The sequence below is a fragment of the Nocardia shimofusensis NBRC 100134 genome, assembly GCF_001613125.1.
Lineage (GTDB): Bacteria > Actinomycetota > Actinomycetes > Mycobacteriales > Mycobacteriaceae > Nocardia > Nocardia shimofusensis.
Genome location: NZ_BDBT01000008.1, coordinates 57088 through 76368, shown reverse-complemented (window position 1 = coordinate 76368; position 19281 = coordinate 57088). Strand labels below are relative to the sequence as shown.

Genomic DNA, 19281 nt, shown 5'->3' with positions numbered 1-19281 from the left:
TTCTGAAGGGACTTGTCGATCGAAAGCGAGATCGGCTAAGAGTCGGTGAACCAGCTGTGACAGCTGCCGCAATTTCAGCGCATATTTGCGGTGCACTTGTGGTGAGAAATCGGAAATCTCTATCGCACGTGTGCTGTCGCCGATCCCGGCCGGGGCGGTGCCGTCGGCTCGCGGGCCGTCGCCGTCGGGTGTATCGGTGGACCGGCCGGGCGACGTAGTATCGCCCGGGTGCGCTTGCTCGTCACCGGAGGAGCCGGTTTCATCGGTGCCAACTTCGTCCAGCAGACCGTCGCCGAACGACCGGACGTGACGGTCACGGTCCTCGATGCCCTGACCTACGCGGGGAACCGGGCTTCGCTCGACGCGGTCGCCGACCGCATCGACTTCGTGCACGGCGACATCGCCGACCTCGACCTGGTCGACGAACTGGTCAGTGGCGTGGACGCGGTGGTGCACTTCGCCGCCGAATCGCACAACGACAACTCCCTGGCCGAGCCGTGGCCGTTCGTGCAGACCAATATCGTCGGCACCTACTCGCTGTTGCAGGCCGTGCGCCGCTACGACGTGCGCTATCACCACGTCTCGACCGACGAGGTCTACGGCGACCTGACCCCGGACGAACCGGCGTTCACCGAGACCACCGCCTACAACCCGTCGAGCCCGTACTCGGCGACCAAGGCGGCCAGCGACCTACTGGTGCGCGCCTGGACCCGCTCGTTCGGGGTGCGGGCGACACTGTCGAACTGCTCCAACAACTACGGCCCGTACCAGCACGTGGAGAAGTTCATCCCGCGCCAGATCACCAATCTGATCGACGGCGTGCGGCCCCGCCTCTACGGCGCCGGTCACCAGATCAGGGACTGGATCCACGTGCACGACCACAATCGCGCGGTCTGGGACGTCCTCGACCGCGGCCGCATCGGCCGGACCTACCTGATCGGCGCGGACGGCGAACTCGACAACAAGACCGTGGTGCGCCTGCTGCTCGAGGAATTCGGTCGCGATCCCGACGATTTCGACCACGTCACCGACCGCCCCGGCCACGATCAGCGCTACGCCATCGACTCCACCCTGCTGCGCACCGAACTCGGCTGGCAGCCGCGCTACGCCGACTTCCGCGCCGGGCTCGCCGCCACGATCGCCTGGTATCGCGAGAACGAATCCTGGTGGCGGCCGCACAAGGACGCGACCGAGCGGGCTTATGCGGCCGCGGGAGAGAAGACGCTGGACGCTCCGCACGACTGAGCGGTCCGGCGAACGGTCAGCCCCAGACGATGGTGTGGTACTTGACGACCGTGGCCACCAGCGCGATCGTCGTCGCCGACACCACCACGATGCTCGGCCCGAAGACCGGGGTACGCCCCTGTGCGTCGGTGAGCCGCAACGGCATCCAGCGCAGCAACGCCGCGAGGGCCAGCAGCGCCAGCGGGACGAAGTAGCGGCCCTGCACGCCGTCGATGATGTAGTAGCCGACCGGCGTGAACGACATGTAGAGCGTCACATAGATCATCGCGACGCCGGCCGCGACGGTCAGGGCGATCAGCGCCGTGCGCCACCGGGTGGCCGAGGTCGCGTCCATCCGGTCGCCGATGCCCACGCCGACCGCCAGCGCCAGCAGGCAGGCGAGCACGGCCGTGGCGGGCACCTCGATGTAGGCGAAGCCGAGTTCGCCGAAGAACTGGGTGAACCAGAGTTGGTCGCGGTAGATCAGGCTGTCGCGGAACACCTCGAGGAAACCGATCGGGTCGCCGAGGATCTCGCCGAGCTGCTCGTCCGGCTGCACCGTGTACCACTGGTGCTGCGGGCGCATCAGCCCCATGCCCTCGCCGGTGGGAGCGGCCACAGCTGTCCAGGCCAGGAAGGACACACCGCCGACGCCGGCGAACGCCCACGGCACCAGCCGCCGCCAGTCGAACCCGCTGTAGGCGACCTTGCCGAAGAAGGCGAAGCGGCGCACCGGGACCAGCACGATCAGCATGGCCAGCAGGATGTAGGTCGGCTTGCTCAGCGGCAGCAACAGCGTCGCGGCGAGGTAGGACAGCGTCTCGGCCTTGCTGTACTCGCGGCCCAGGAACAGGCCCTTGACCAGGAGCGCGGAAACCAGCAGCGCAAGGGCGTTGGTCATGGTGTCGGCGGTGACGGTGCCCGCCTGGAAGATCGCGATCGGCAGCACGGCGACGGTGAACGCCAGCCACTGGATGCGATGCGCGCGCAGGGCGTAGAGCGCGAAGCCGACGACCAGCAGGTAGCCGAGCAGTCCGGCCAGCCGCGTCAGCAGTACCACGCCGCCGACATCGAGTCCGAGCGCTTCGCCGGTTCGGATGCCCACGGCGGCGGGCACATACGCGACGGGAGAGTAGGCGGCGGTATTGGTGAACCAGAGGGGGCGCAGTTCGTCGCCGACCTCGGCCGCGCGCAAGCGCTCGTAGACCATCGGATCGGCGACCATCGCACCTGGCTCTTCCGGGTTCTCCCGATAGTCGCCCATCGCGTAACCCATGAGGTCGTCGATACCGGCGGGAACGACGTGGCCGTAGGCGACACCGCGATCGTCGTCGATCTCGGTGGGCAGGAATCCGCCGTGCGCGACTTGATAGGCGCGCCCGAATTGGGTGATTTCGTCGTGACCCCAGAACGGCGGGGTGATGACGCTGAACACCGCGCCGAAAATTCCCGCGAGCACCACGAACGCGATGGTCGCGCCACCGAATCGCCGATGCGCGCGGCCGGCGAGCACACGCGCACGGCTGGTTTTCCGGGCCACCGTGTCGTCGTTGTGCGCGCGAGCGTCCCGCGCGGCATCGCCCTCCCGCTCCGTCTCGTTCAGCCGAGTCGGGGTGTCCGGCAATGCTGTCTCGGAATCGTCGTCGGCGGAATCGACGGACGCGGTCGAATCGGGTTCGGGCGGAACTGCGGTGTCGCGATCGGCGGACCTGGTCAAAGCGCGGCCTCGTCCTCGCGCAGCACTCGGACGGGCCGTTGGGACCGGAGTGTTTCGTCGGTTCCGACCGCCGAGTAGCGCAGGTAGATCAGGCGAGCGGCCTCGTGGCGGGAACGTCGGATGCCGTCGAGGATGAGGCCGGCGGTCCAGGCCAGGCTGCCCAGCAGCAACAGGGTGAAGCCGAGGAAGAGCGTGGGGAAGCGCGGCACCTCGCCGATGCGGGTGAACTCGATGACGATCGGCACGGTCAGGACGATCGAGATCAGCCAGGCGAGGGTGCCCGCCAGGCCGTAGAAGGCGACGGGGCGTTCGTGCCTGGCCAGACCGATGATCAGCGACAGGATCTTGAAGCCGTCGTGGTAGGTGCGCAGCTTGGACTCGCTGCCTGCCGGACGGTCGCGGAAACCCACCGGCACCGCGGTCCGCGGCACGCGCAGGTGCAGCGAGTGCACGGTCAGTTCGGTCTCGATCTCGAACTCGCGCGAGACGGCGGGGAAGCTCTTGACGAAACGGCGGGAGAAGACGCGGAACCCGCTGAGCATGTCCTCGACGTTCTCGCCGAAGACTTTGCCGACGACGCCGTTGAGCACCTTGTTGCCGGTCTCGTGGCCGGTCCGGTAGGCGGAGGCGCCCTCGTCCTGCCTGCGCACGCCGAGCACGTGGTCGTAGGGGCCCGACAGCAGCGTCTCGATCATCTGCGGAGCGGCGGACGCTTCGTAGGTGTCGTCGCCGTCGATCATCAGGTAGACGTCGGCCTCGATGTCGGCGAAGGCGCGCCGAACCACATTGCCCTTGCCCTTGGTGTGCTCGTAGCGCACGATCGCGCCTGCCTCGCGCGCCTTCTCGGCGGTCCGGTCGGTGCTGAGATTGTCGTAGACGTAGACGACGATGCCGGGCACGGCGGCACGCAGGTCGGCGACGACCTTGGCGACGGATGCCTCTTCGTTGTGGCAGGGGACCACTGCGGCGATGCGAAGGTCGGTGGAGTCCACCCGGGTCACAATCCTCATCTCGGGGGCGAAGGGGACATCGGGGAGGGTACACGGCTGGGGTACCGTCGCCGAGGTGTCCTACCCCGACCCTGTTGTCCCACCGGCCGAGCGATCGGCGGCCGCTTCTGTACCCGCATCGGGGAAAGACCGGATGTCGTCGCGTGCGCGCAACGCCGCCGCCGCGCTGCGTAAGGGCAGTGCGTTCCTGATCGTGGGCGCCATCGGCTTCGTCGTCGACGCGGGCGTCTACAACCTGCTCGTGTTCTGGGGCGGCGAAGGTGTGATGTATCACTCCCCGCTGCCCGCCAAGATCATCGCCATCGCGGCGGCCACGGTGGTCACCTATTTCGGCAACAAGTGGTGGACCTACCGGGACAAGAAACCGGGCAACGCGGCCCGGCAATATCTGCTCTACGCGGCGGTCAATGTGGCCGCGATCGCCCTGCAACTGAGCTGTCTGGCCTTCTCACGTTATGTGCTGGGGCTGTCCTCACCGCTGGCGGACAATATCGCCGGATTGTTCGTCGGACAGGGCGTCGCGGTCGTGTTCCGTTACTGGGCGTATGACAAGTTCGTATTCACCGACAGCGGCGACCGACCCGCCGGGCACACCGGTCGCTGACACACATGTTCCTTCGACGGTTGATATTCTCGCCACGCCGCGCTCGGCATCCGGGGCGTGTGGTTCGTCCCCGTCGGCACCAAGTTGAATTTCGAGGACTTCATGGACCAGTCGGCTATTCAGGCCGTTTCCGAATCTGACGACCGCCGAACCGCCGCAGCCGCTCCGGCCGCGCTGCGCGTCGACCATCGGGCGCCCGACCGGCTCGTGCTGCAACGCGGCATCTTCACCGGGCCGTCCGCCAAGATCAACGACGAGCTCTACGCCGTCGCCAAGGGCGGCAAGGTGACGCGCGAGCGTCTGTCGCTGCGCCTGGACAAGGGCGTCACCGTCCACACCAACACCTACTTCGGCCGGTTCGCGGCCAGCTACTGGCAGCGCTGGACCACCGTCACCGAGGTGACCGTCACGATGGCGCTCGAGGTCGGCCGCCGCGCCCGCGTGCGCCTGGTGGCCTCCGACATCGCCGGGCACCGCCGCATCATCGACAGCCTGACCACCACCGCCAGCGGCGTCGCCACGCTGAGCGCGCCGCTGGACCAGTTCGTCGACGGCGGCGCGCTGTGGCTGGAGTTCGACGCCGACGGCGGTGAGCTGGGCATCGAGGAACTGGTCTGGACCGCCGGGGCGCCCGAGCGGATCCGGCCTGTCGCCATCGCCATCTGCACGTTCAACCGTGCCGCCGATTGCGCCGAGACCGTTGCCGCCCTGGCGGGCGATCCCACCGTGCTGGCCGCCATCGACGCGGTCTACGTCGTCGATCAGGGCACCGATCCGGTCGCCGATCGCGCTCGCTACCGAGAGGTCGAACCGGCCTTCGGCGACAAGCTGCGCTACATCCGCCAGCCCAACCTCGGCGGCGCGGGCGGCTTCACCCGCGGTCTCTACGAGGTGTCCGCGGTCAACGAGCACGCCGATGTCATCCTCATGGACGACGACATCCTGTGCGAGCCCGAGACCGTGCTGCGGTTGAACGCCTTCGCCAACATGACCGTGGAGCCGACTCTGGTCGGCGCGCAGATGCTGTTCCTGCTCAACCCCGACTACCTCAATGTCGGCGCGGAGGAAGTGCATCTGGGCGAGCTGCGCCACGGTCAGCGGGTGCCCAAGGCGCTGCGCAACACCTCCATGCTCAAGAAGAACCAGGAGCGCCGCGTCGACGCCGGCTACAACGCCTGGTGGACCTGCCTGATCCCGGCCGAGGTGGTCGCGAAGATCGGCCTGCCCATCCCGATCTTCTTCCAGTGGGACGACGTCGAATACGGCGTGCGAGCCCGCGAACACGGGTTCGTCACCGTCACCCTGCCGAACGCGGCGGTCTGGCACGCGGACTTCTACTGGAAGGACTACGACGACTGGGCCAGGTACTTCTCCACCCGCAACTCGCTGATCGTCGGCGCCATGCACACCGACCTGGACGGCAGGAAGATCACCAAGCAGCTGTTCCGCAATATCGCCGAGCAACTGGTGGCCATGCAGTACGGCCTGGTGCACACCACCCTGCAGGGCATCGAGGACTTCCTCGACGGCCCGAAGACCCTGCGCGACGGCGGCATCGCCGCGCTGGCCGCCGCCCGCGCCGAGCGCGCCGACTACCCGGAGACGATCAAGCATCCGGCCGCCACCCCGCCGGTGAACGCGGCCGACATCACCGTCCGCCGCGCGGGCGGCGAGCCGAGCCGGGCGTTGTTGGTGCTGATCAAGCGCGCCGTCGACCAGTGGTTCGGCCGCACCCAGCACGGGCTGATCGGCGTCACCCGCGAGGACGCCTACTGGTGGCACGTCTCCCTGTTCGACCACGTGGTGGTGACCGACGCCTCCCAGTCCGGCGTCCGTATCCGCCGTCGTGACAAGGCCCGCGCCCGCGCGCTGCTGTTGCGCACCATCCGGGTGCTGCGCCGCCTGCGCCGCGAACTTCCCGCGCTGCAGTCGCAGTACCGGGCCGCGATGCCCGAGCTCACCAGCCGCGCCAACTGGGAACGGCTCTACGGAATCAAGGCGAGCTGAGTTCCGCTCGGACGAAGTTCCGCCCGGACGAACGAAAGGCCGCACACCCGCTCGGGAGTGTGCGGCCTTCGTCGTTCCACGCTGTCCGCATCGGCGAAAGACCTGGCGGTCGGCCGACGCGCTGTTCTCAGAGGAACAGATCGGTGCTCAACGGCCCGTCACCGGGCACCACGCGGTACTTGTCCAGATCGGTGATGCCGTGCGCGGCGAGCACGTCGTCGTCGATGAAGAAGTTGCCGGTGGTCTTCTCCGCCGGTGAGGTGAGCACCAGGTAGGCGGCGTCGGCGTAGATGTCGGGGGTGCGGGAGGTGGCGATCATCTCCTCGCCGCCGAGCAGGTTGCGCACGGCCGCGGTGGCGATGGTGGTGCGCGGCCACAACGAGTTCACGCCGATGCCGTCGTTCTTCAGTTCTTCCGCCAGACCCAGTGTGGTCAGCGACATCCCGTACTTGGCGATGGTGTAGCCCAAGGCCGCGCCCGCCCACTTCGGGTCGAGGTTGAGCGGCGGGGACAGGGTCAGGATGTGCGGGTTGCGGCCGGCGCGCGCGGACTCGCGCAGGTGCGGCAGGCTCAGCTTGGACAGCAGGAAGCTGCCACGGCAGTTGATGTCCTGCATGAGATCGTATTTCTTCATCGACAGGGCGTCGGTGGGGGAGAGGTCGATCGCCGAGGCGTTGTTCACCACGAGATCGATGCCGCCGAAGCGCTCCACGGTCTGCCGCACCGCTTCCGCCACCGACTCGTCGACGCGGATGTCGCCGACGAACGGCAGAACCTGACCGCCGGCCGCCTCGACCTCGGCGGCCGCGGTGTGGATGGTGCCGGGCAGTTTCGGATGCGGCTGGTCGGTCTTGGCGATCAGGGTGATGTTGGCGCCGTCGGCCGCGGCACGCTTGGCGATCTCGAGGCCGATGCCCCTGCTGCCGCCGGACATGATCATCGTCTTACCCGCGAGCGGCTTGTTTTCCGTCATCGGACATGCTCCTTCGTCGCGAGCGTCCGCGCGGTCTTGTCCGCCCGAACGCGCCTCGTGTCGCGGTGGGTTGCCCGCGACGGTCGTCTCTCACCGTAAGCGGGTCCGCGTCGATATGCAACCAGTTGCATAGTCCCATTCGGAAAGGCGCCGGGTACCGCGCGGCCGCCTCATGGCACTCGCGGTGCGGCACCCGGTGGTCGGCCGGCGCTACACGCCCCGGGGCCTCCGGGCGCCGGTGTGACGCGCGGAGGCCCCGGGGTTCATGCCCTAGCGGCGGTTGTCACGTTCGCGATAGTTCCGCCGCTGCTGTTTGACGATGCCGCGCCACGCGCGGTCCCGCTCGGCCTGCAGCCGTTTGTCGGTGCGTGCCGCCATCCACGCGTTCTCCTTGGCCAGCTTGCGATAGCTGGTCAGCCTGCGCTCGGTGATCGCCCCGGACTCGACGGCCTCGCGGACCGCGCACCCCGGCTCGGATTCGTGCGCGCAATCGGTGAACCGGCAGCGCGCCGCCAGCTCCTCGACATCGCTGAAGGTGCGCTCGATGCCCTCGGCCGCATCCCACAAGCCCACGCCACGCAGGCCGGGAGTGTCGATGAGCGTGCCGCCGCCTGGCAGCGGGCGCAGTTCCCGGTGCACCGTGGTGTGCCTGCCCTTCTTGTCCACCGCGCGAACCTCGTCGGTGGCGAACACCTCCCGGCCGAGCAGGGCATTGGCCAGCGTCGACTTGCCCGCGCCGGACGGGCCCAGCAGAGCGACGGTCCCGTCCAGCAGTGCGGTGAGCACGTCGAGGCCGAACCCGGCACTCGCGCTCACCGCCAGCACCGTGGCACCGGGCGCGACCGCCCGTACCTCGTCCAGCGGGATATCGTCCGCCGCATCGGCTTTGGTGAGCACGACGACCGGTTGCGCGCCGCTCTCCCACACCAGGGCGAGCATCCGCTCGACGCGGCCCAGATCCACATCGCCGTCGGCGGCCGTGCAGATCAACACGGTGTCGACATTGGCGGCGAGCACTTGGCCGGTGGATCGGCCGGAGGCCGACGAGCGCACGATCGCGGTGTGTCGCGGCAGCAGCGCGCGCACCTCGCCGCGGGCGTGCAGGCTCACCCAGTCACCGGTGCACAGCCCGCTGATCGGGGAGTCCGCACGCGGGCACTGCGCTCGCCGCTGCCCGGTGGGCGTGATGACATCGCATTCGCTGCGATCCATGCGCAGGACGCGCGCGGGGACGCAGTCCTCGTCCAGATATGCCGCGTACCGCGCGGCGACGGTCTCGGTCCAGCCATAGGGAACGAGCAGGTCGTGGTCGACCATTTCCAGAGCATCCTTCGTCGGGCCGAACCCGACGCGGGCTCGGCTAGGAGTGGGGGAGGCCCTCGGGGAGGAAGAACACCCCGGGGGAGGGGAACAACGGGGACACGGCCGCGCGGGCCATGACCCGGCGCACGACAATCCGCGCATCCGTCATGTGTTCCACCTCCTCGTCTCTCTCGTTCCGATACCGACGCCGGATACTCTCGCACGATTCGCGAGTACCGGGCAAGGGATTTTCTACCTGGGCGAACGGATACTAATCCGGCTTGCCGAAGTGCTCGTTGCGGCCGAGCGAGCGCAGATGGAACCACTCGCGCAGTCCGGCCGGATCGCGGCGGGTCACCAGGAAGAACCAGGAGAACCGGATCCACTCCTGCGGCAACAACTTGCGCATGCCGGGCTGCGACATCAGGTAGCCGCGGTTGCGATAGGTGAAGTACCGCTTCACCGGATCGTCCGGATACTGGGTGTGCATCCGACCGCCCAGAATCGGCTTGAACTCGGCCGCGCCGTTCGGATGCAGGTAGGCGGTCTGCAGGCAGGTGCCGAAGGGCAGCCCGGAGCGGACCAGCCGTCGGTGCACCTCGACCTCGTCCCCGCGCACGAACAGCCGCAGGTCCGGCACGCCGATCACGTCGACCGCCTTGGCGGAGATGAGCGCGCCGTTGAACAGCGAGGCGATGCCAGGCAGGAAATCGTCGTCACCGAGCTCGGAGCGCAATCGCCGCCACACCACGCCGCGCCGCAGCGGGAAGGCCAGCCGATCGGGTTCGTCGATGTCGCAGACCACCGGGGAGACCTCGACCAGGCCGTGCCGCCCCGCGCAGTCCAGCAGGGTCGCCAGCACCTCCGGCCCGTCCGGGCGGCCGTCGTCGTCGGCCAGCCACACCCAGTCCGCGCCGAGGGTCAGCGCGTGCAGCATGCCCAGCGCGAATCCGCCCGCACCGCCCAGATTATGGGCCGAACCCAGATAGGTCGTCTCGATCGGCTGCTGCTCGACCAGATCGGCGACCTCGGCCTCGTTGGCGTTGTCCACCACGATCAGGTGATCCACCGGCCGCGTCTGCGAGGTCAGCACCTTCAGCGACTCGGCCAGCAGCTCCCGGCGCTTGTGGGTGACCACGATCGCGACGATCCGCGCGTCGGGTCCGGTGCCCGCTTCGGGCAGATACGACGAGGCTTCGCCCCCGGCAGGGGCGACCTCGAAGCCGTCGAACGAAGGCCGCGCCGGTTCCGTCGCAGTCGGGGTCTCGGTGTCGCTGCCTGTGGTGGCGGTGCGAGAGGTCTCGCCGCTCTTCGATCCACCGGTGCCGGAGCTGTCGTCGACCGCATCGCTTGTGCCCGCCGAGGCGTCGGCAGCGGAGGTGTCCGCTGCCGCAGCGCTCTCGTTCGGCGGGCTCGCCGGCGGCGAAACGGCTTGTACCGCACCACCTTCACCGAGCGATTCGCTCCCGAGCGCGTCGCCGGAGCCGGGCTCCGGGGTGGGGCGAGCTTCCGGCTGCGTGGTTACGCGAGCTTCCGCCTTCGGGCGCTGACCGCTCATGCAGTGTTCTGCTCCAGTTCTTTCTCGCTGTCCGCGGATTCCTTCGCGCGGCCTGCCCGCTCGGCTTCCATCTCACGCAGCACGGTCGCCACGTGATTTCCCGCCTCGGGGCCTTCGTAGGCGCGCACCACGTCCTCGATACCGCCGCGCTCGCGGATCTGGCCGTGGTCGATCCACAGCGCGGAATCGCAGAGCTGGGCAAGGAATTCGTTGGAGTGGCTCGCGAACACCAGGATGCCAGACCGGGCCACCAATTCCTGCAGCCGCAGCCTGGCCTTCTTCATGAATTCCGCGTCGACCGCGCCGATGCCCTCGTCGAGCAGCAGGATCTCCGGGTCGATGGAGGTGACCACGCCCATCGCCAGGCGCACGCGCATACCGGTGGAATAGGTGCGAAGCGGCATGTGCAGGTATTCGCCGAGTTCGGTGAAATCGGCGATCTCATCGATCTTCGCCAGCATCTGCTTGCGGGTCTGCCCGAGGAACAGGCCGCGGATGATGATGTTCTCGTAGCCGGAGATCTCCGGGTCCATGCCGACGCCGAGATCGAACACCGGCGCCACCCGGCCGCGGATGCGGGCGCTGCCGCGGGAGGGTTCGTAGATGCCCGACAGCAGCCGCAGCAGCGTCGACTTGCCCGCGCCGTTGTGCCCGACCAGGCCCACCCGGTCGCCCTCGCGCAGTTTCAGGTTGATGTCGCGCAGCGCCTCGACCACGACCACGTCGGACTGGTTGCGCCCGATCGCGCCGCCCGCCTTGCCGAGGAACGCCTTCTTCAGCGACCGCGACTTCGCGTCGAAGATCGGGAACTCCACCCACGCGTGGTGGGTATCGATACTCACACTGCTCATGTGCGGCTCCTACACCCAGTACGGCACGCGGGCACGGTACTGCTTCATGGCCAATACCGCGCCGATCCAGCCGATCACCGTGATCGTGCCGACGATCACCCAGTGACGCGGCTCCTGCGGTTCGCCCAGCAGGGGAGCGCGCACGATCTCGAGGTAGTGGAAGGTCGGGATGATCTCGACCAGCCGCGCCCGATCGCTCGCGCCGCCGATCTGGTCTTCGAGGGTCTTGGTGGTCCACATGACCGGGGTCAGCACGAACAGCATCAGCGTCATCGAGCCCAGGATCGGGGCGATGTCGCGGTAGCGGGTGCTGAAGATGCCGAACAGGATCGACACCCACATCGAGTTCAGGAAGATCAACAAGATCGCCGGTATCGCCAGCAGACTCGCCCAACTGAGGTTTTCCCACACCCCGAAGCCGACCAGCAGCAGCAGGTAGATCACCAGGTTGTGGGCGAAGAACAGCAGCTGCCGCCACACCAGCCGGTAGATGTGCACGCTCAGCGCCGAGGGCAGCTGTTTGATCAGCCCCTCGTTGGCGATGAACACATCCGAGCCCTCCAGGATGCTGGCGGAGATGACGTTCCACACGATCAGGCCGACCGTCACGTAGGGCAGGTACTCGCGCAACGGCTGACCGAGCAGCGTCGCGTAGAGGATGCCCATGGCGGCGGCCTGCACGCCGGTGGCGATGGTGATCCAGAACGGGCCGAGCACCGAGCGGCGGTAGCGCTGCTTGATGTCCTGCCAGCCGAGGGACAGCCACAGCTCGCGCTGCCCGAAGCCCTCGCGCATATCCCGGAAAGCGCGCCGGAAGGTCTGCGAGTCGGACACGAAAGCCACCGCTGCGTTCGCCTCGGGGTTCTCGGGGGTCGCCGGGTTCTGCTCGGTGGTAGGTACCGAGCTCTGTTCAGGAGGCACCGCACTCACTTCGGAGTCGGGGCGAGCGGCAGCGGCGGGCACGGTGCTCGACACTACCCTCCGAGCAGGCGTCCGCGGTCGGGATGGTCCCAGCTCATAGGACGCATATGACCCTGGCCGCTCGCCGGGTTCACAAGTACTGGCCGGAACCGCCGGTGACATGGTCGCCGCGGCCCGCGCGCGGATCGACCATCTGCAACCCGGGCGGTAGCGCACCCTGACGCATCTGTTCCAGCTGGGCGCGGGCGGCCATCTGCTGGGCGAACAGCGCGGTCTGGATACCGTGGAACAGGCCCTCGAGCCATCCGACGAGTTGGGCCTGCGCGATGCGCAGCTCGGCGTCCGACGGCACCGCGTCCTCGCTGAACGGCAAGGTCAGCCGCTCCAGCTCGGCGCGCAGTTCCGGAGCGAGACCCTGCTCGAGTTCGCGCACCGAGGAGCGGTGGATCTCCTTGAGGCGGCTGCGGCTGGCGTCGTCGAGCGGAGCGGCGCGCACCTCTTCGAGCAATTGCTTGATCATGGTGCCGATGCGCATCACCTTGGCGGGCTGCTCGACCATGTCGGTCAGCGATTCGCCCTGGTCGGCGCGCTCGTCGGGGGCCTCGGCGGTCACGTCGCCCACCGCGCCGTCGGCGGGCACCGCACCGGCGCGGTCGCTCGCGCCGGTTTGCAGCACCAACGGCTGCCCGTCGGGGCCGACCACGACGATGGAATCGGGTGTCTCGTCCGAATGCGTCATGACCCCTATCATGTCGCGTTGTCGCCGGACGCGCTAAACCGCCGGCGTGCGGGACCGGACGCCGGGCGTTCGCCGGGTCCGTACCGAGCCGCGTGGACGCCGATTAGAGTGGCCGATATGACTTACGACGTCGCGAGGGTTCGGGGCCTTATACCGTCCCTGGGCGACGGCTGGATTCATCTCGATCCGCAAGCCGGCATGCTTGTCCCGGATTCGGTATCTCGTGCCGTGTCAACGGGTTTCCGTACGACGTCGTTCTCCCATGTCGGGCGCAACGGAGCGGCGCGGCGAAGCGCGGCCGTGCTGGATGCCGCCCGCGAGGCGGTTGCCGACCTGGTCGGCGGCGACCCGGCGGGTGTCGTACTCGGCCCGGATCGAGCGGTGCTGTTGGCCTGGCTCGCGGAATCTCTGAGTTCGCGGCTGGGCCTGGGCACCGGGATCGTGCTGTCGCGCTTGGACGACGAGGCGAATGTCGCGCCGTGGCTGCGCATCGCCAACCGCTACGGAGCGCATGTGCGCTGGGCGGAGGTCGAGATCGAGACCTGTGAGATGCCCTCATGGCAATTCGAGGAGCTGATCGGACCCACCGCCCGGCTCGTCGCACTCACCGCGGCCTCGCCGATCGTGGGCTCCGCGCCCGCGGTGCGGGTGGCCGCCGACCGGGTGCACGAGGTGGGCGGGCTGCTGGTCGCCGACGCGTTCGGCGCCGCGCCCTACGCGCTGATCGACATCGACGAACTCAATGCCGACGTGGTCGCGCTCAGCGCCCCGGCCTGGGGCGGTCCGCAGATCGGCGCGCTGGTGTTCCGCGATCCGGCCTTCCTGGACCGCATCCCCTCGATGTCGCTGAACCCCTACGCCAAGGGCGCCGAACGACTCGAGGTGGGCGGTCACCAGTACGGCCTGCTCGCCGGTCTGACCACCTCGATCGACTACCTGGCCGGTCTCGACGAACGCGCCGAGGGCACCCGCCGCGAGCGCCTGGAGATCTCCATCACCTCGCTGCAGGACTACCACGACTCGCTGTTCGAGCACCTGATGGACACCCTCGACAAGATCGACGACCTCACCGTCATCGGTCGCGCCTCCACCCGCATCCCGACCGTCAGTTTCACGGTGGCCGGGATGCAGGCGGAGAAGGTCGCCGCCAAGCTGGCCGACGCGCGCATCGGCACGCTCAGCGGCGTGCACGGCGGCAGCAGGCTGCTCGACGCGCTGGGCGTGAACGACGAGGGTGGGGCGGTCACCGTCGGGCTCGCGCCCTACACCACCAAATTCGAGATCGACCAGCTCGGCCGCGCACTGAGTTCGCTGGAATAGCGGCCCCCGGAAGGCGGGTGGGAGTACCGCCTGCCGGGATCGTGCCGCTCACTCCTCGCGGACCCGCAGCACGACCTTGCCGACGACCTGCGAGGAGTCCAGCAGCTCGTGCGCTCGGCCCGCCTCGGCGATGTCGACTTCGGCGTGGATCACCGGCACCACCGATCCGTCCTCGACCAGAGGCCACAGCTTGGCGCGCACGTCGGCGATGATCTCGGCCTTGCTTCCGGTCCCCGTCGCGGGCCTGTTGCGCACATTGGTGGCGTGCACGCTGCCCCACTTGCCCAGCAGCGCACCGACGTTCAGCTCGCCCTTCACCCCGCCCTGCATGCCGATGATCACCAGGTGGCCGTGCGGGGCCAGCGCGGCGACATTGCGCGAGAGGTAGGACGCGCCCATGTTGTCCAGGATGACGTTCGCGCCCCGCCCGTTGGTGTGCCCGCGCACCACCTCGACGAAATCCTCGTCGCGGTAGTTGATCAGCACTTCCGCGCCGAGTTCGCGGCAGCGCTCGAGTTTTTCCGCCGAACCGGCCGTCACCGCCACATGCGCGCCGCGCTGTTTCGCGACCTGGATGGCGTGCGTGCCGATCCCGCCGCCACCGCCGTGGATCAGCACGGTCTGCCCGGCGTGCAGGCCCGCGGTCGTCACCAGGTTCGACCACACCGTGGCCGCGACCTCCGGCAATCCGGCCGCCGCGCCCAGATCCATGTCGTCGGGCACCGGAAGCAGCTGAGTGGCGGGCACCGCGACCCGCTCGGCGTACCCGCCGCCGGACAACAGCGCGCACACCCGGTCACCGACCCGCCAGTCCCGCACGCCCGCACCGAGTTCGGCGATCACGCCGGAGCACTCCAGGCCGGGCACCTCGCTCGCCCCGGCCGGTGGCGGGTACTTGCCCTGCCGTTGCAGCAGGTCCGCGCGGTTCACCCCGGCGGCCACCACGTCGATCAGCACCTCACCGTGTCCGGGCGAGGGGTCGGTCGCCTTCCCCCACACCAGCACTTCCGGCCCGCCGAATCCGTTCAGTTCGATCGCACGCATGCCCTCCATACTGCTCTGTGCGCCCGGCTCGCCGACCTCGAACCCGGAACTCGCTGTGTGAGCTGCGCGATCGCCGCTGTCGGGCTAGCGTTCCAGCCGTGAGCAGTTTCATCGACTTCCAGAACGAGATCTACCTGCGCGGACTGGGCGGTGAACTGCCCGAACTGCCGATGACGGCCGACGGTCTCGAGCAGCGCGCCCGCGAAGTCCTCGGCCCCGCCGAATACGCCTATGTGGCGGGCAGCGCCTCCTCCGGCCGCACCGCCGCCGCCAACCGCGCCGCCTTCGACAAGCACCGCATTCTGCCCCGCATGCTGCGCGGCACCACCGGTCCCGGCGCCCGCGACCTCTCGGTCGAAGTGCTCGGTACCCGCCTGGCCGCGCCCGTGCTGACCGCCCCGATCGGCGTGCTCGAACTCGTGCACGAGCGCGGCGAGGTGGTCGTCGCCGAGGTCACCAAGGAACTGGGCATCGGCTCGGTGCTCTCGACCGCCGCCTCGAGCACCATCGAGGACGTCGGCGCCGCCGCGGGCGAATGGTGGTATCAGCTCTACTGGCCCGCCGACGACGACCTGGCTCGATCCTTCGTCGAGCGCGCCGAGCGCGCCGGAGCCAAGGCCGTCGTCGTCACCGTCGATACCCCCTCCCTCGGCTGGCGTCCCCAGGACCTCGAACTCGCCCATCTGCCGTTCCTGGCGGGCAAGGGCATCGCGAACTACCTGTCCGACCCGGTTTTCCGCGCCAAACTCCCCATGCCGCCGGAGGAGAGCGAGGACGCGATGCGGATCGCCATCCTCACCTGGGTCGGTCTGTTCGGCAACCACACCCTGCGCCCCGCCGACATCACCCGCCTGCGCGAATGGACCGATCTGCCCATCGCGGTCAAAGGCATCCTGCACCCCGAAGACGCACGCGCCGTGGTCGACGCGGGCGCCGACGGCGTGATCGTCAGCAACCACGGCGGCCGCCAGCTGGACGGCTCCGTCGCCGCCCTCGACGCCCTGCCCGCCATCGTCTCCACCATCGGCGACCGCGCCGACGTGCTGTTCGATTCCGGCGTTCGCACGGGCTCGGATGTCCTGATCGCGCTGGCGCTCGGCGCGAAAGCCGTCCTGTACGGCCGTCCCTACGCCTACGGTCTCGCCCTCGCGGGCCGCGACGGCGCCCGTCACGCCCTGCGTCTGCTGCTCGCCGACTTCGATTCCGCTCTCGGCCTGTCCGGCCGGTCCAGCGCCGCCGCCCTCGACCGCTCCGTGCTCACCACGCCGTACTGACCGGCCTGTCCGCATAGTGCGACTTATGCCCGTTTTAGAATCTCGCGGTGCTCGAACCATCGAAACCCGCCGCCGCTGAACCTCGTTGGCTGTCCGCGGATGAACAGCGCGCCTGGCGGGCCTACATGGACGGTCATCAACGCCTCATGGCCACCCTCAACCGCCAGCTCCTGCGCGACTGCGACCTCACCTTCGGCGAGTACCGCATCCTCGTCCTGCTCTCCGAAGCCCCCGGCCACGCCCTGCGCATGAGCGAACTCGCCGACGGCGTCCTGTCCTCCCGCAGCCGCCTCACCCACCAGATCCGCGGCATGGAATCCCGCGGCCTGGTCCGCCGCTCCTCCTGCCCGCGCGACGGCCGCGGCGTCCTCGCCCAGCTCACCGACACCGGCCTGCGCACCCTCCGCACCGCCGCCCCCGGCCATGTCGAAGCCGTCCGCCGCCATTTCGTCGACCTTCTCGACCCCGGCGAACTCGACACCATCCACCAGGTGTTCACCCGGGTCGACGGCGCCACCGCCGCCCCGTCCGCCTGACACGTTAAGATCGCTGCACTGGAGACGTGGCAGAGCGGCCGAATGCACTCGCCTTGAAAGCGAGCGTCGCGAGAGCGACCGGGGGTTCAAATCCCTCCGTCTCCGCCAGTTTTCGCCTCGGCCTCCACCGAGCGTCACCTCGGAGGTTCGGAGGCCGGTGCGCCTTGCATGAAGCTGTGGATGGATCGCGCGACCTGTGCGGGCTGCTCGATAGTGGGGGAATGCCCGGCGTCCTCGATGATCTCGACGTGCGCACCGGCTCGCCGGTACCGCGCGCTGGTGGTCTCCCAGTCGTAGAACCGGTCGTTGCGGCCGTGGATCACCAGCGTCGGTAGGGCGAGCTCCCGGATCTGCTGATCGAGTGGCCGGGCGGCCAGCCTGGCGCGGCGCTCGACCAGCACCGTGCGCGCCATGACCGGGCTCATCGCCCGGTGGTCCCGCACGGCCTGGCCGCGTTCGGGGAAGCCCGTCTCGATGTCGAAACCGGGCCCCACGCCATAGCGCAGACCGAGCTCGATGAACGGCGCGATCGCCAGCCGATGCAGGATCGGTCCGAGCAGGCGGTGCGCGAGGAGCTGGCTGCCGAACGGATAGCGCGCGCCGTCCAGGTCGGGAGCCTGGTCGATCACCACGAGGCCGGTGATCCGCGCGCTGCTCGCCGCCGCGGCCAGCACCACGTCGGCGCCGAAGGAATGCCCCACGGCGGTCACCTCCGTCAGTTCCAGGAAGTCGAGCGCCTCGGCAAGCATCCGGCCCTGATCAGGGCTGTCGAGATGGGTGTCTCCCCCGGTGTGACCGTGACCGCGCAAGTCCACGCACACGAGGTGATAGTGATCGGCCAGAATCTCGGCGAGCAGGTCGTACCAGTGCAGCGAGCCGGCGAACCCGTGGACCAACAGCAATGGGCGTGCGTCCGGGTTGCCGCTGCGCCGCAGATGCACCGGCCCATAGCCGGTCGGGACGAACTCCGCCCGTGGCCGTCGGGACTGCCGAACACTCGGCCGGTCTGTCCGTCTCATGCTGCACTCCTTAACGCACCGAACGAAACATCCCCTCCACCGGATGGTGAAGGGGATGTTCTCTGTGCGCCCGAAGGGATTCGAACCCCTAACCTTCTGATCCGTAGTCAGATGCTCTATCCGTTGAGCTACGGGCGCATGGGTATTCAGTTGTCACCCGGCGAACCGGGCTTGGCGGAGGCGAGAGGATTTGAACCTCCGGTCCCCGTGAAGGGACAACTCATTAGCAGTGAGTCCCATTCGGCCGCTCTGGCACGCCTCCTGGTAGCCCCTCTTCGAGGGCGCCGACCCTTTCGGGCCGCCGAGCAAGAAGGTTACAGCACCTGGTCGCCGGTTAACAAAACGCCTGGTAGTCAGCGTAAATTGCTGTCGAACCAGTCGAAGATCCTGGTCTGTGAATCGGTGGCGAAGGAGTCGTCGTCCTCGGCGTCGGGGTCGGGTGCGGTGGCCTCGCTGGAGTCGGCGCGGTGCCGGAGGCCGGGGTAGGTGATGACGAGGCTGGCGACGGCGGCGCGGGCGGCGGCGTCGCGCAGCTTCTCGATGTCGTCGGGCGGGGTTTCCGGGTCGTCGGCGCCGTAGAGGCCGAGCCAGGGCGCCTGGAGGTCGGGGGCCGCCTGGATGAGGGCGGCGGCTTCGTCGGTGAGGGGTTCGGCGATGCCCGCGGCCGAGACGGTGACGGCGGCGCCGACGGGACGGTTGGTCGCGACCAGGAACGCGGCGGTGCCTGCGTGGTCGAAGCCGAGGACGCCGATGCAGTCGGGGAAGACGCCGCGCGCGGTCAGCCAGTCGAAGCTGGCGTCGAAGTCGTCGAAGAGATCCTGGCCGAACACCTCTTCGCCGGTGGTGGTGTCCGTGCGGTGGAACAGGTCCGGGGCCACGACGGTCCAGCCCTCACTCGACAGCGACCGCATGAACTCCAGCAACGCGCCGGTGAACTCTCTGGACTCGTGCAGCAGCACGATGCCGCCCCGGGAATGACCCTCCGGTTCGACCACCGTCACGGGAACCCGAGTCTGCGCGCCGGAGCGCTCTTCACCGTCCGCGTCGCCACGGAGCTGAGCGACGTCGCTGAACATGCCCGACATGAATCCAGGGTAGGGCGGTTGACGGACATTGGCGAGAAATTGCTTTCGAGCGGTGTTCGACCGCAACTTTTCCGGTATCGGCCGGGGAACCGAGCTG

17 protein-coding genes and 3 tRNA genes are annotated in these 19281 nt (G+C 68.7%); 7 read left to right on the top strand and 13 right to left on the bottom strand.

All coding sequences use genetic code 11. The annotated features are described in order from the left end of the window. The first annotated feature begins 228 nt into the window (after window positions 1-228). The gene (gene rfbB, locus NS3_RS11125; RefSeq protein WP_067857791.1) at window positions 229-1245 is read left to right on the top strand and encodes a dTDP-glucose 4,6-dehydratase; all 1017 of its coding nucleotides are present in this window, start codon (window positions 229-231) and stop codon (window positions 1243-1245) included. 16 nt (window positions 1246-1261) lie between these two features. Here rfbB and NS3_RS11120 read toward each other — a convergent pair whose 3' ends face one another. Beyond that, window positions 1262-2941: a DUF2142 domain-containing protein gene (locus tag NS3_RS11120; RefSeq protein ID WP_067857788.1), complete on the bottom strand. Its 1680-nt coding sequence runs from the start codon at window positions 2939-2941 to the stop codon at window positions 1262-1264. Further along, window positions 2938-3933, bottom strand: coding sequence for a glycosyltransferase (locus tag NS3_RS11115; RefSeq protein WP_067858190.1), 996 nt, complete (start codon window positions 3931-3933; stop codon window positions 2938-2940). Before NS3_RS11115 ends, NS3_RS11120 begins: the two co-directional genes overlap by 4 nt. A gap of 151 nt (window positions 3934-4084) precedes the next feature. Between NS3_RS11115 and NS3_RS11110 the strand changes: the two genes are divergently transcribed. Both NS3_RS11110 and NS3_RS11105 read left to right on the top strand, forming a co-directional pair. Next, window positions 4085-4555: a GtrA family protein gene (locus NS3_RS11110; RefSeq protein WP_067857785.1), complete on the top strand. Its 471-nt coding sequence runs from the start codon at window positions 4085-4087 to the stop codon at window positions 4553-4555. A 102-nt stretch (window positions 4556-4657) separates the two neighbouring features. Next, entirely contained in the window at window positions 4658-6562 is a 1905-nt protein-coding gene (locus tag NS3_RS11105) for a glycosyltransferase (RefSeq protein ID WP_067858187.1), read from the top strand. A gap of 127 nt (window positions 6563-6689) precedes the next feature. Here the strand turns inward: NS3_RS11105 and NS3_RS11100 are convergent, their stop codons facing one another. From NS3_RS11100 to NS3_RS11075, 6 genes are all read right to left on the bottom strand, one after another. Then, the gene (locus tag NS3_RS11100) at window positions 6690-7535 is read right to left on the bottom strand and encodes an SDR family oxidoreductase (protein WP_067857782.1); all 846 of its coding nucleotides are present in this window, start codon (window positions 7533-7535) and stop codon (window positions 6690-6692) included. A gap of 270 nt (window positions 7536-7805) precedes the next feature. Further along, window positions 7806-8852, bottom strand: a complete 1047-nt coding sequence (rsgA, locus tag NS3_RS11095) for a ribosome small subunit-dependent GTPase A (protein ID WP_067857779.1) — start codon at window positions 8850-8852, stop codon at window positions 7806-7808. Window positions 8853-9108: 256 nt separating this feature from the next. Continuing rightward, window positions 9109-10020, bottom strand: a complete 912-nt coding sequence (gene glfT1, locus NS3_RS11090; RefSeq protein WP_067858184.1) for a galactofuranosyltransferase GlfT1 — start codon at window positions 10018-10020, stop codon at window positions 9109-9111. 371 nt (window positions 10021-10391) lie between these two features. Further along, the gene (gene wzt, locus NS3_RS11085; protein WP_067857776.1) at window positions 10392-11246 is read right to left on the bottom strand and encodes a galactan export ABC transporter ATP-binding subunit Wzt/RfbE; all 855 of its coding nucleotides are present in this window, start codon (window positions 11244-11246) and stop codon (window positions 10392-10394) included. Between the two features lie 9 nt (window positions 11247-11255). Beyond that, entirely contained in the window at window positions 11256-12089 is an 834-nt protein-coding gene (gene wzm, locus NS3_RS11080) for a galactan export ABC transporter permease subunit Wzm/RfbD (RefSeq protein ID WP_067858181.1), read from the bottom strand. Between the two features lie 208 nt (window positions 12090-12297). After that, entirely contained in the window at window positions 12298-12906 is a 609-nt protein-coding gene (locus tag NS3_RS11075) for a bacterial proteasome activator family protein (RefSeq protein WP_067857773.1), read from the bottom strand. Window positions 12907-13023: 117 nt separating this feature from the next. Between NS3_RS11075 and NS3_RS11070 the strand changes: the two genes are divergently transcribed. Next, window positions 13024-14226, top strand: coding sequence for a cysteine desulfurase-like protein (locus NS3_RS11070; RefSeq protein ID WP_067857770.1), 1203 nt, complete (start codon window positions 13024-13026; stop codon window positions 14224-14226). A 48-nt stretch (window positions 14227-14274) separates the two neighbouring features. Here NS3_RS11070 and NS3_RS11065 read toward each other — a convergent pair whose 3' ends face one another. After that, window positions 14275-15270: an NAD(P)H-quinone oxidoreductase gene (locus NS3_RS11065; RefSeq protein ID WP_067858178.1), complete on the bottom strand. Its 996-nt coding sequence runs from the start codon at window positions 15268-15270 to the stop codon at window positions 14275-14277. A gap of 98 nt (window positions 15271-15368) precedes the next feature. Between NS3_RS11065 and NS3_RS11060 the strand changes: the two genes are divergently transcribed. The 3 genes from NS3_RS11060 to NS3_RS11050 all read left to right on the top strand — a co-directional run bounded on the left by NS3_RS11060 (window position 15369) and on the right by NS3_RS11050 (window position 17188). Continuing rightward, window positions 15369-16544 (top strand): lactate 2-monooxygenase, encoded by a 1176-nt coding sequence (locus tag NS3_RS11060; protein WP_067857767.1) that lies wholly within the window; start codon window positions 15369-15371, stop codon window positions 16542-16544. 47 nt (window positions 16545-16591) lie between these two features. Next, complete coding sequence (locus NS3_RS11055) at window positions 16592-17080, top strand: MarR family winged helix-turn-helix transcriptional regulator (protein ID WP_067857763.1); 489 nt, start codon at window positions 16592-16594, stop codon at window positions 17078-17080. Between the two features lie 20 nt (window positions 17081-17100). Beyond that, window positions 17101-17188, top strand: a tRNA-Ser gene (locus NS3_RS11050). Between the two features lie 26 nt (window positions 17189-17214). Here the strand turns inward: NS3_RS11050 and NS3_RS11045 are convergent. The 4 genes from NS3_RS11045 to NS3_RS11030 form a co-directional block, all read right to left on the bottom strand. Beyond that, the gene (locus NS3_RS11045) at window positions 17215-18099 is read right to left on the bottom strand and encodes an alpha/beta fold hydrolase (protein ID WP_084495355.1); all 885 of its coding nucleotides are present in this window, start codon (window positions 18097-18099) and stop codon (window positions 17215-17217) included. Window positions 18100-18164: 65 nt separating this feature from the next. After that, window positions 18165-18237: transfer RNA gene (locus NS3_RS11040), tRNA-Arg, on the bottom strand. A gap of 34 nt (window positions 18238-18271) precedes the next feature. After that, window positions 18272-18361 (bottom strand) — tRNA-Ser (locus tag NS3_RS11035). A gap of 91 nt (window positions 18362-18452) precedes the next feature. After that, window positions 18453-19184 (bottom strand): dienelactone hydrolase family protein, encoded by a 732-nt coding sequence (locus NS3_RS11030; protein ID WP_067857757.1) that lies wholly within the window; start codon window positions 19182-19184, stop codon window positions 18453-18455. Between the last annotated feature and the right edge of the window lie 97 nt (window positions 19185-19281).